The organism is Umezawaea sp. NPDC059074 (genome assembly GCF_042738955.1).
GTDB lineage: Bacteria > Actinomycetota > Actinomycetes > Mycobacteriales > Pseudonocardiaceae > Umezawaea.
Genome location: NZ_JBHYHC010000003.1, coordinates 1 through 11,221, shown reverse-complemented (window position 1 = coordinate 11,221; position 11,221 = coordinate 1). Strand labels below are relative to the sequence as shown.

The window sequence follows — 11,221 nt, the reverse complement described above, 5'->3', positions numbered from 1 at the left end:
ATTCTTTCGACTGCCCCCGGGACACCATTGCGGGGGTTTGGGGGGGTTGGGTTTGGGTTGTGTACAAAACGACCCCCACCCCGACACCAGCCGTCAGGAGGGCTCGACGCGCAGGCCGATGTCGAAGCCCGCGCCGGTGCGCGCCACGCCCACCAGGAGGAGGCCCGCCCATTCGAGGGCGTGGGCCATGTCGAGGCCTCCGGCGTCGCGGGGCCGCAGGCCCAGGCTCTCCAGGAACTCCGCGACACGGGCCTTCGCCTCGGTGCTGTCGCCCGCGAAGAACGCGTCCACGGGCTTGTCCTCTTCGAGGACGCCGCGGAAGATCGAGTTGAACGCCTTCACGACGTGCGCGCCCTCGGGGGCGATGGCGGCGATCTGCTGGGTCACCGAGTTGCCCGCGGTGGTCACGAGCCCGCTCGCGTCGGCGTTGAACGGGTTGGTGATGTCGACGACGATCTTGCCCGCCAGCGCGTCGCCGAAGTGCGCGACCACGTCGACCGCGCCGGCGTGCAGGACGGCGACGATGACGATGTCACCCGCTGGCCGCGTGCCGAACGTGGCGACGGTGGCCCCGTCGCCGATCCGGTCGGCGAGCGCCTGGGCCTTGGCGGTGTCGCGGCTCGTGAACTCGACGGTGTGGCCGTGCTTCGCGGCCTTCATGCCGATGGTGGCGGCCATGTTGCCGGAGCCGATGATGCTGATGGTGGTCATGACGTGGGTTCCTTTGGTGTGCGTGGATGAATTGGCCGACGGGGGTCAGATCACCGTGGTGCCGCCGTCGGCGACGAGTTCCATGCCGTTGACGTAGCTGGAGTCCTCCGAGGCGAGGAACAGCGCGACCGACGCGATCTCCTCGGGGCGGCCCATCTCCCGGCGCGGGATCACGGACTCGAACTGCGCCTTCTGCCGCTCGTCCATCACCTGCTCCAGGACGGGCGTGGCGACCTGGCCGGGGGTCAGCACGTTCACCCGGATCCTCCGGTCCCTCAACTCGGACACCCACACCCGTGCGAAGGCGGGGAGCACGGCCTTGCTCGCCGCGTACACGCTCCAGTCGGGGTAGCCCCGCAGCGACGCGTTCGAGCCGGTCATGATGATCGAGGCCCCGTCGTTGAGCAGGGGCAACGCCTTCTGGACCGTGAACAGCGTGCCGCGCGCGTTCAGCGAGAAGGCGGTGTCGAACTGCTCCTCGGTGATCTCGCCGAGCCTGCCCTGCCCGCCCGTCCCGGCGCTCGCCCACAGCACGTCGACCGAGCCCTTCTCCTGCCGGACCGCCTCGAACAGGCGGTCCAGGTCGTCGAGGTCGGCCGCGTCGCCCTGCACGCCGGTGACGTTCCGGCCGATCAGCCCGACCGCCTCGTCCAGCGCGTCCTTCCGGCGGCCCGAGATGAAGACGTGGGCTCCTTCCTCGACGAACAACCTCGCACCGGCCAGCGCCATCCCGCTCGTCCCGCCCGTGATCACCGCGACCTTGCCATCGAGCTTTCCCACGACTTCTCCGTCCACTTGATGTTATGTACACCGATCTGTGCACTTAACGTAGGCCAATGGCCGCAGGAGGCGCAAGCTATGTACACCAAGTCGTACCCAAGGGCGTACGCTGCGGGTGTGACGGAGCTGGAGAAGGGGCCGCGAGGACTGCGCCGCGGCAGGGGAGCGCGCGAGCGCATCGTCAGCGCGTCACAACAGCTGTTCCGCGACCAGGGCATCAACAGCACCGGCATGGACCAGGTGTGCGCCGTGGCCGAGGTGTCCAAGCGGACGCTCTACCAGCACTTCTCCGGCAAGGACGAGCTGATCGCCGAAGGCCTGCGCCGATTCGACCCCGAGGTCCTGCCCGAGGTGTTCGACCGCACCGACCTCACCCCGCGCGAACGACTCCTCGCCGCGTTCGACGTGCACTCACCCCTGTGCCCGTTCATCGCGGCCGCCGTCGAACTCCCCGACCCCGGCCACCCGGCACGCGTACTGGCCCGCGACTACAAGCTGAGCTTCGCCGCCCGCTTCACCGCCACCGCCCGCGAGGCAGGCGCCACCGCCCCCGAACAACTCGGCGAACAACTCGCACTGCTCCTGGACGGCGCCTCCGCCCGCAGCCGAGTCCTCGACACCGAAGCGTTCACCACCGCGGCCGCAATCGCGACCGTCCTCGTCGACAACGCCCTTCCGGCGGGTGCAAACGCTGTCGAGCGCCCCGACAGCTGACAAGCGCCTGCTCCTTCGTGAAACGCGAGCAGATCACGCCGAACCAGGTCCGCGGCGGAGTGCGTAGCGGACGGCGTCGGCGCGGGAGTGGAAGCCTGCCTTGGCGAACAGGTTGTTGATGTGGGTTTTCACCGTGGCCTCGCTGATCACCAAGTGGGAGGCGATTTCCGGGTTTCGCATGCCATCGCCGATCAGGCCCAGGATCTCCCGTTCGCGAGCGGTCAGGCCGAAGGTCGTCGAGTCCGGTTGTGGCGTCGGGCGTGAAGCAAGTGCGAGCAGTCTGCGCTGGACCTCGGGGGAGAGCACGGTCTGTCCGTGGGCGGCGGCGCGGACGGCTTGCAGGATCGTTTCGCGGTCCGCCTCCTTGGTCAGGTAGCCGCTGGCGCCTGCCTGGAGTGCGGCCAGGATCGAGGTGTCGTCGTCGAATGTCGTCAGGACGAGGACCGTTGTGGTCGATTCCTGGGCGTGGATGCGGCTGGTTGCCTCGACGCCGCCCATGATGGGCATGTTGAGGTCCATCAGGAGCACGTCCGGGTGGTGTCGTGCCGCGGCCTCGACGGCTTCCGCGCCGTTGGTCGCGGTGGCCACCACGCTGACGTCCGGGGCTAGGTCGAGCATCACCGCCAGTGCCTCGCGGACGGTCGCTTGGTCGTCGGCGACCACGAGGGTGATCATCGGGGTAGCTCCAGTTCCACGGTCCAGCCGCCGTCACGGGCGGGCTCGGCTTTCAGGGTGCCGCCGAGCAGGGCGGCGCGTTCGCGCATCCCGACCAGGCCCACGCCGGTGCCGCCCGCCAGTTCGCCGTGGCGTGCCCCGGTGGCGGGGCCGTTGTGCACGGTCAGGGCGACGCGGTTGTCAGTGAAGGCCAGGCGCAGGGTGCGGGTCGCGCCCGGAGCGTGCTTGGCCGTGTTGGTCAGGGCTTCCTGCGCCACGCGGACCACCGTGTGGGCCGCCTCGGCTCCGACCGGGGCGGGGTCGCCGTCGATCGTGAGGTCCGCCGCGTTGTGCTCGGCGAGCCTGCTCAACGTTTCCGGCAGAGGCAGGGTGCCCTCGCGCAGGGCGTGCACGGCCCGGCGGGTCTCGCCGATGCTGTCGACCGCCAAAGCACGGGCGCGGCGGACGGCGGCGGTCGCCTCCTCGTCGTTGCCGTTGCTGCGAAGGGCGTCGGCCATGTCCAGTTGCAGCGCGATCCCGGACAGCGAGTGGCCGAGGACGTCGTGGATCTCGCGGGCGATGCGGCCGCGCTCCAGCAGGGCCGCCTCGCGGGCTTCGGACTCGCCCGCCCGCAGGGCCTCCGCGGCGGCGCGTTGCGCGTTGCGCAGGGCGTCGAGCCGGTTCCGGTTGGCGATGCCGCTGTAGACCGGCAGGCCCACGGCCAACGCCACCCACCACTGCCACTGCTGGGTGGCGGGCGCCAGGTGCCCGACGAGCAGGGTCGCGCCCGCCGCGACCAGGGCACCGGTCGCGGCCACCCCGGCGGCGGCTTTGCGCGAGACGAGCTGCCCACCGGCGGTGGCGGCCGCGAGGTAGGGCAACAGCATCGCGGCCGTCTCATGCGCGAACGGGAGCAGCAACGCGCTGAGCAGCATGTACGCGGTCATCGCGACCAGGCGGCGACGTCCGGTCCACCACCGCGACGGCACCAGGACCCCGACCGCGGTGATCGAGACCAGGACGAACAGGGGCAGCGCGACCGTCGGGAACACGACGCCGCCGGGCCACCGGAAGGCCGTGACGGCGATCGCGACGAGGACGAGGAACGGCAGGAGCAGCCCCTCCCGGAACCGGCCTTCCACCGTGGTCGTCTCGAACGTGGTCACCTCAGCCACGGTACGGCCGACCGGAGTCGCTGTCCTGCGCCAGGCGCCGTAGCCAGGGTGGAGAACTCTCTCCACCCGAAGCTACGGCGCTTGCCCCACGACGAGGAACGGCCGGGTCCGTAACGTCGGCGACGATCAAAACGAGACGCGTCTTCCCACGGAATCCCTTTCGTGACAAGGGAAACGCGATCCCACCGCAAACAACCCGGGGAGTTCCCGTTGACCTCATCCGATCAAGCCACCACCACAGGCCCGGCCGCACGCGCGCTGGTCGGCATGCTGTTCTTCGACGTAGGGCTGTCGGTGCTCGCCTACTTCGTCGCCGAGCTGTTGGGGGCCAGCACGTACGTGGCCCTGCTCGTCGGGACCGTCGTCGCCGGGCTGCGGGTGCTGTGGGTGGCCGTGCGGCAACGGCGGCTGGACCCGTTCGCGCTGTTCCTGCTCGCGATGTTCGGTGCGGGGTTCGCGCTGACCTTCCTCACCGGCGACGCCCGGTTCATCCTCGCCAAGGACTCGGCGATGTCCGCCACCGCGGGCCTGGTCCTGGTCGTCAGCTGCCTGGTCAAACGCCCGATCGCCTTCTACGCGGCCCAGCGCTTCGCCCGGTCCGCCGGATCGGCGCGGCACGAGGAGTTCCAGGCGGGCGCCGGAACGGGGGCCATGCGCGCCCGCTGGGTCCGCGTCTCCCTGGTCTGGGGATTCACCCTGCTGGCCGAGGCCGGACTGCGCGTCGCGGCCATCTACCTGCTGCCGATCGGTGTGGCGGCCAACTTCTCGCAGGCGCTCATGGTCGCCGTGTACGCCGGACTGCTCCTGTGGACGGTCATCACGGCCAAGAAGTCCTCGGCCGTCGCTCGATGAAAGCCGGGAAAACTATGCGGGTGCTCTCGCCGACCCGCCGCCGTGCCGGGCGAACATGCTCCTGCCTGGCCCGGCGGAACACCGGATAGCCTTCGACGACGTGATGGTGACCGCTTCGGTTTTCCCGGTGACCGGACTGGGCAGTCGCTTCCGCAGACTTCTCGGGGCCACGCTCGTGTCGTCCGTCGGTACCGGCATGCACTCCGCCGCGTTGCCCTTGTTGGCGCTGCAGAGCACCAGCGGTCCGATGGCGCTGAGCCTCGTCGTGGTGGCCGCCGAGATTCCGTGGGTGCTGCTCTCGCTGCACGCCGGTGTCGTGGTGGACCGGTGGGACCGGCGACGGGTGATGGTGTGGGCGGACCTGGGTCGGTTCGCCGTCCTGGTCGTTCTCGCGGTGCTGATCGTGACCGCGCGGGTGGACCTCGTGTCGCTGGTGCTCGCGGCGTTCCTGCTGGGTGTCGGTCAGGTCTTCTTCGACCTCGCCGCCCAGTCGGCCATTCCCGACTTCGTGTCACGGGATCCGCGGAAGCTGGCGACGGCGAACGGGCGGATCGCCGCCGCCGAGAGCAACGGCGAGGACTTCGTCGGACCTCCGATCGGCTCCGCCCTGTTCGGCGTGGGGAACTTCCTGCCGTTCGCGGGCAACGCTCTCTCGTTCGCCGTCAGCGGCCTGGTGATCCTCTCGATCAGGACGGACGCCAAGCCGGAGGAGAAGCCCGAACGTCACCGCGAGAGCATGCGGAGCGACATCGTCGAGGGCGTTCGGTTCTTGTTCCGGAACCGGACCCTTCGGGCGCTGGCCGTGGTTTCCTGCCTCGGCAACGTAGCCGCCACGGCTCAGTTCGCGATGCTCGCGCTGCTGGCCAAGGAGGTTCTCGCACTTCCGGACTTCGGCTTCGGGTTGCTGCTGACGGCCACCGCGGTCGGTGCGACGATCGGGGGACTGGCCGCCGCGGCCGCGGGCAGGCGTTTCGGCCCTGGCACGGTGGTGCTCACCGGCAAAGCCGGTGTGGGCGCGGCCGTTCTGGTTCTGGGACTGGTGGCCAATGCGTGGGTCGCGGCCGCGATGATGGTGGTGACCGGTGCGTTGATGACCGCGGAGAAAGTCGTGGTGAGCACGGTGCGTCAGCGGATCGTGCCGGAGGAGACCCTGGGGAGGGTGCTTTCGTCGAGCAGGCTGGTGGTGATGGCGGGCGGGCCGGTCGGTGCGGCGCTCGGTGGGGTTCTCGCCACCGTTTTCGATGTTCGGGTCTCGTACGTCGTCGCTGGTGTTTTCCTGATCCTGGTCGCATTGGTCTTCCGTCCCGTGCTGAACAACCGCGCCCTGGCGAGCGCTACGAACCGCCCGGCCCGGAGAGTTGCCGGGACAGACGGTCGCGGATGATGTGTTCGGCGTCGGTCACGATCGTGTGGATGACGGTCTCGCAGCTCTCCACCGAGTCGATCAGTCCTTGGGCCTGGCCCGCCCACCACATTCCGCCTTCGACGTCCCCGTCGTGCAACACCGCCTGCCGGGCGCGGTGGCCTGAGGCGAGGTCGGCCACGTCCGCGAAGGTCGCGCCTGGTCGGGCTCCGATGTGGGCGATGGCTTGGGAGACCGAGTTCCTGGCCACCCTGGCCGTGTTGCCGAACTCGCGGAAGACCAGTTGGGTGTCCCGTTCGGTGTTCGCGACGATCCGGGCTTTCACGTTGGGGTGGACGGGGGCCTCGTGGGTCGCTTCGAAGCGCGTGCCCATGTTGATCGCGCTGGCGCCGAGTGCGAGGGCCGCTACGAGGCCGGATCCGGTGGCGAAGCCGCCCGAGGCGATGATCGGAACGCGGAGTGCTCGCGCGGCAACGGGGATCAGGACCAGGCCGGGCACGTCGTCGTCGCCGGGGTGTCCGGCGCATTCGAAGCCGTCGACGCTGACCGCGTCGACGCCGAGCGCCTCGGCCTTGAGGGCGTGCCGGACGGAGACGGCCTTGTGCACGACCTTCACCCCGGCCGCGCGGAACGCGGGCAGGTGCGGTGCCGGGTTGCTGCCCGCTGTTTCCACGATCGTCACGCCGGAGTCGATGATGGCGTCCCGGTACTCGTCGTACGGGACCGGCACGACGGTGGGGAGGATGGTGAGGTTCACCCCGAAGGGCTTGTCGGTCGCGTCGCGGCACCGCGCGATCTCCTTCACCAGCGCCTCGGGGGTCGGGTGGGTCAACGCGCTGAGGAAGCCCAGCGCGCCCGCGTTGGCGACGGCCGAGATCAGGTCCGCAGTCCCCACCGCGAGCATCCCGCCGCAGACGACAGGGTGCTCGACGCCGAACATCTCGGTGAACTCGTTCCGGAAAGCCATGTCACTCCTGGAGGAAGGGCGGTCGTCAGAGTCGGCGCGAGATGACCAGGCGCATGATGTCCGAGGTGCCCTCCTCGATCTCCTCCAGCTTGGCGTCGCGCATCCACTGCTCGACCGGGTACTCGCGGGAGTAGCCCCAGCCGCCGAGGGTCTGCACGGCTCCCCAGGTGACGGCCATCGCGGTCTCCGAGGCCTGGAGCTTGGCCATGGCCGCGAGCTTGGAGGTGTCCACGCCCGCGTCCATCCGCCGCGCGGCGTGCAGGGTGAGCAGCCACGCGGACTCGATGCGCGTGGCCATGTCGGCGAGCCGGAAGGCGACGGCCTGGTGCTCGATGATCGGCTTGCCGAACTGGGTGCGGTCGCGGGCGTAGGCCAGCGCGTACTCGTAGGCCGCGCGCGCCAAGCCGGTCGCGGCGGCGGCCAACACGATCCGCGACACGTCGAAGGTCTTCATCAGGCCGTGGAACCCCTGGCCCTCCGCGCCGAGCCGGTCCTCGGCGGGGACGTACACGTCGTCGAAGAACACCTCGCGGCAGACGATCGCCCGCTGTCCCATCTTGCGCATGGGTTCGCCGAAGCTCATGCCCTCCGCGCCCTTGCGCAGCAGGAAAGCGGTGACGCCCGAGGACCGCTGGGCGGGGTCGGTCTTGGCGAAGACCACGTACTGGTCGGCCAGGCCGGCGTTGGAGATCCACGCCTTCTGGCCGGTGATCGAGTAGCCGCCGTCGACCCTGGTGGCGGTCGTGGTGATCGACGCGGCGTCGGAGCCGGACCCCGGTTCGGTCGTGGCCAGTGCCGTGTAACGGGGTTCCGGCCCGGTGAGGGGCCGCAGCCACCGCTCCTTCTGCTCGGCGGTGCCCAGTTCGAGCAGCGGGTCGGCGAAGAACCCGTTGGAGCACAGGAAGTTCCCGATTCCGGGGTCGCCCCAGCAGAGCTGCTCCTGGACCAGGCACTGCGTCACCACGTCGGTGAACCCGCCGCCGCCGTACTCCTCGGGCAGCATGAAGTCGGTGATGCCGACCTTGGCGGCGGCCTGGAAGAGGTCGAGCGGGGACTCGACGTCGCGCTCGTCGACCTCACGGCCCCGCGGCCTGATCTCGTTCGTCGCGAAGTCCCGGCACAGCGCGACGATCGCCCGCTGCTCGTCGGTCAACGGCCATGGCTCGATGGACGTGCTCACGCTGTCTCCTTCGTGGTTTCGGAATCCTCTTGCGCCGCGAGGACCAGGGCGTCGACGGCGATCACGCCGTCCGGCCCGACCCGGATCGGGTTCACCTCGACCTCGCCCGCGGTCGCCTGGGACAGCACGACGATCGCGTCGACCAGCGCGTCGACGTCGACCGCCTTCGACCCCCGCCAGCCGTCGAGCAACCGGCGCGACCGCAGGCGGTCCAGCATCCCGGCGGCCGTGGCGCGGTCGACCGGCGCCAGTTCGACGACGACGTCCTGCCACAGCTCGGCCTCGGTTCCGCCGTGGCCGACCGCCACGGTCAGCCCGAAGTCCCGGTCCCACCGGGCGCCGATCAGCATTTCGACGACGTCCCGCCGCGTGTCCTGTTCCTCCAGGACGTAGTCGCCGGGACCGAGCCGCGCGCACATCTCCTCGAGCGCCGCCACGGCCGTGTCCGGCGTCAGCCCGGTCTTGACGGCGTCGGCCTCGCGCTTGTGCTCGATCCACCCCGCCTTGAGCACCAGGGGCGGTCGCAGCGACTCGCACGCACGGGTGACGGTGGCGACGTCGGTGACCCGGCAGGCACGTGCCACCGGGATGCCCAGCGCCCGCACGAACTCCCGTGCTGCCCAGTAGCCCGGCGCTGGGGCTGTGACGTCCGAAGCGGTGGTGAGGTCACGGCCGGGGTGCTCGCCGAGCCGGACCGCGCGGCCCAACGCGCCGAGGGCCGCGTCAATGGTGTCGAACGTCGGGATGCCGCGCTCCCTCAAGCGGGCGACGGCGGCCGAGTCCGTGCTCATGCTGTGCACGATCAGGGGCGTGTCGGAGGGAAGCCGGTCGACGACGGCGAGTTCGGCGTCCACGAGACCGGGGGAGTGCTCGCCGTAACGGCCGAAGTACCCCGACAGCACGATCGAGTCGACTTCGCCGGACGCGGCCAGCAGCTCCACGACCTTCGCGTACGTGGTCAGGTCCGCTTCCCCGCCACCGGAGAGGTCGACGGGGTTGGCCACGGCCGCCTCCGGCGGGAGCACGGCCCGGAGCCCGGCCTGCACCCCGGCGCTGAACACGGGGAGGCGGAGCCCCTGGTCCGCGGCGACGTCGGCGGCGATCCCGCCTTGGCCGCCGCTGTCGCTGATGACGGCGACAGCGGGTCCATGCGGCAGGTCGGCTGCCTGGAGGACGCTCGCCAGGTCGACGAGGTCACGCGGTGTCGCGACTCGCAGCGCGCCCGCGGCCCGGCACGCCGCGTCGACGACGGCCAGCGCGGACGTCATCGACCCGGTGTGGGAGCGCGCGAGGCGGCGGCTGCCGTCGCTCGCGCCGGTGGCGAGCACCAGCGCGTGCTTGCCCGCGCGGCGGAGGGCCCGCAGCGCCGCGACGATCCGCGGTCCGTCCGCGAAGCTCTCCAGGTAGAGCGCCACCGTGGTGGTGCGCTCGTCGTCGGCGAGGGATTCCAGGACGTCGGCCGCGGTCACGTCGAGCTGGTTGCCGACGGAGTAGAAGCGGGACACCCCGAGCCCGGCGCGCGCGCCGAGGTCGGCGATCTCGGAACCGACCTGGCCGCTCTGCGACACGATCGCGAGCGTGCCCGCGGTGAAGCTCCCCCAGGCGAGCCGGAGGTCCGTGGCGCCGACGAACAGGCCGAGGCTGTTGGGCCCGATCATCCGCGCGCCCGCCCGTGCCAGGAGCGCGGCCACGGCGGCCTCGTCCGCGCCGAGGCCCGCCGTGATGCCGAGGAACGCCCGGCACCCCTTCGCGAGCGCGTCGCCGACGACCGCCAGGACGTGCCTGCTCGGCACGCTCAGCACCACGAGTTCGGGGGCCTGCGGAAGGTCGTTCACGCTGGCGTAGCACGATTGTCCGAGAACCCGCGGGGCTCGGTGGTTGACCAACCACACCCGACGTCGGTAGCTCGCCGCGAGCGCGCCGGAGGCCAACCAGTAGCCCCATTTGGCGCGGTCCTCCGTGGCCCCGACGACGGCGACGGACGACGGGTCGACGAAGGCGCGGGGCAGGGGCACGGGCTCAGACACGGGCGTCCTCCGCCGTGCAGAGCAGGCGCCGGTTCGCGAACTCGCCGAGCCCGGCCGCGCCGAGCTCCCGCCCGAAGCCGGACCGCTTGACGCCGCCGAAGGGCAGGTCAGGCCCGTCCCCGGCGGTGGTGTTGACGGTCGTCATGCCGACGTCCAGGCGTTCGGCGACGCGGCGGGCCCGGTCGAGGTCGGTGCTGAAGACCGCGCTGCCGAGCCCGTACGGCGTGGCGTTGGCCAAGGCGACCGCATGGTCGTCGTCCCGCACGCGGTACACGACGGCGACCGGCCCGAAGAGTTCCTCGTGGTAGTCCTCGGGGACGTCCACCAGGACCGCGGGGGAGTAGCGGGCCGACGTGAGCACGCCGCCCGCGAGCAGCCGCGCGCCTCGCGCTACGGCATCGTCCACTTGCGCGGCAAGGGTTTCCGCCGCCGCGCGTGACGCCAACGGCGGGTGCGCGGCGGCGTCGACGGCGTTCGCCTTGGCCACGAGTGCGGCCACGAACTCGTCGTGGACCTCGTCCGCCACGATCAGCCGCTTGTTGGAGTTGCAGGACTGCCCGTTGTTGTGGAGCCGGGTCCTCCACACCAGGTCGGCCACCGCGGGCACGTCCGCCGAGTCGAGCACGATGAACGGGTCGGAACCGCCGAGTTCGAGGACGCACTTCTTCAGGTGGCGACCGGCCTCGGCGGCGACGATCGAGCCCGCGCGCTCCGACCCCGTCAGCGACACGCCCTGGACCCGCGGGTCGGCGATGATCGTCGCCACCTGCTCGTGGGTGGCGTACACGTTCAGGTAGA

The 11,221-nt window shown here is 70.9% G+C and carries 11 protein-coding genes; 3 read left to right on the top strand and 8 right to left on the bottom strand.

The genetic code is table 11. The features are described 5' to 3' along the window. Positions 1–93: 93 nt before the first annotated feature. Positions 94–711 (bottom strand): NADPH-dependent F420 reductase, encoded by a 618-nt coding sequence (locus tag ACFWW9_RS01970; RefSeq protein WP_390370511.1) that lies wholly within the window; start codon positions 709–711, stop codon positions 94–96. 45 nt (positions 712–756) lie between these two features. Next, a complete protein-coding gene (locus tag ACFWW9_RS01965; protein WP_390370510.1) occupies positions 757–1,491 on the bottom strand; it encodes an SDR family NAD(P)-dependent oxidoreductase in 735 nt (244 codons plus the stop codon). A 117-nt stretch (positions 1,492–1,608) separates the two neighbouring features. Here ACFWW9_RS01965 and ACFWW9_RS01960 point away from each other — a divergent pair, with 117 nt between their 5' ends. Then, complete coding sequence (locus ACFWW9_RS01960) at positions 1,609–2,205, top strand: TetR/AcrR family transcriptional regulator (protein ID WP_390370509.1); 597 nt, start codon at positions 1,609–1,611, stop codon at positions 2,203–2,205. A gap of 33 nt (positions 2,206–2,238) precedes the next feature. Here the strand turns inward: ACFWW9_RS01960 and ACFWW9_RS01955 are convergent, their stop codons facing one another. Together ACFWW9_RS01955 and ACFWW9_RS01950 are read right to left on the bottom strand one after the other, a co-directional pair. Next, positions 2,239–2,880: a response regulator gene (locus ACFWW9_RS01955; protein ID WP_390370508.1), complete on the bottom strand. Its 642-nt coding sequence runs from the start codon at positions 2,878–2,880 to the stop codon at positions 2,239–2,241. Beyond that, positions 2,877–4,025, bottom strand: coding sequence for a sensor histidine kinase (locus ACFWW9_RS01950; RefSeq protein WP_390370507.1), 1,149 nt, complete (start codon positions 4,023–4,025; stop codon positions 2,877–2,879). The genes ACFWW9_RS01955 and ACFWW9_RS01950 overlap by 4 nt, the downstream gene beginning before the upstream one ends. A gap of 219 nt (positions 4,026–4,244) precedes the next feature. Between ACFWW9_RS01950 and ACFWW9_RS01945 the strand changes: the two genes are divergently transcribed. Further along, positions 4,245–4,886: a VC0807 family protein gene (locus ACFWW9_RS01945; RefSeq protein ID WP_390370506.1), complete on the top strand. Its 642-nt coding sequence runs from the start codon at positions 4,245–4,247 to the stop codon at positions 4,884–4,886. 106 nt (positions 4,887–4,992) lie between these two features. Then, positions 4,993–6,270 carry an MFS transporter gene (locus ACFWW9_RS01940; protein ID WP_390370505.1) on the top strand — a complete coding sequence of 426 codons (1,278 nt, stop codon included), beginning with the start codon at positions 4,993–4,995 and terminating at the stop codon, positions 6,268–6,270. On the opposite strand, the gene ACFWW9_RS01935 is transcribed toward ACFWW9_RS01940, so the two are convergent. The 4 genes from ACFWW9_RS01935 to ACFWW9_RS01920 all read right to left on the bottom strand — a co-directional run. Further along, positions 6,221–7,216, bottom strand: a complete 996-nt coding sequence (locus ACFWW9_RS01935) for an NAD(P)H-dependent flavin oxidoreductase (protein ID WP_390370504.1) — start codon at positions 7,214–7,216, stop codon at positions 6,221–6,223. The genes ACFWW9_RS01940 and ACFWW9_RS01935 overlap by 50 nt on opposite strands. A 25-nt stretch (positions 7,217–7,241) precedes the next feature. Beyond that, positions 7,242–8,396 (bottom strand): acyl-CoA dehydrogenase family protein, encoded by a 1,155-nt coding sequence (locus ACFWW9_RS01930; protein WP_390370503.1) that lies wholly within the window; start codon positions 8,394–8,396, stop codon positions 7,242–7,244. Next, entirely contained in the window at positions 8,393–10,423 is a 2,031-nt protein-coding gene (locus tag ACFWW9_RS01925) for an acetate--CoA ligase family protein (protein WP_390370502.1), read from the bottom strand. The genes ACFWW9_RS01930 and ACFWW9_RS01925 overlap by 4 nt, the downstream gene beginning before the upstream one ends. Further along, positions 10,416–11,221: aldehyde dehydrogenase family protein (locus ACFWW9_RS01920; RefSeq protein WP_390370501.1), on the bottom strand; the 806-nt coding region annotated here is incomplete at its 5' end. The genes ACFWW9_RS01920 and ACFWW9_RS01925, both read right to left, overlap by 8 nt.

Excerpts from the sequence above, each read along its gene's own strand:
- ACFWW9_RS01935 (WP_390370504.1), bottom strand. The coding sequence starts at position 7,216 with ATGGCTTTCCGGAACGAGTTCACCGAGATGTTCGGCGTCGAGCACCCT.
- ACFWW9_RS01955 (WP_390370508.1), bottom strand. The coding sequence starts at position 2,880 with ATGATCACCCTCGTGGTCGCCGACGACCAAGCGACCGTCCGCGAGGCA.
- ACFWW9_RS01970 (WP_390370511.1), bottom strand. The coding sequence starts at position 711 with ATGACCACCATCAGCATCATCGGCTCCGGCAACATGGCCGCCACCATC.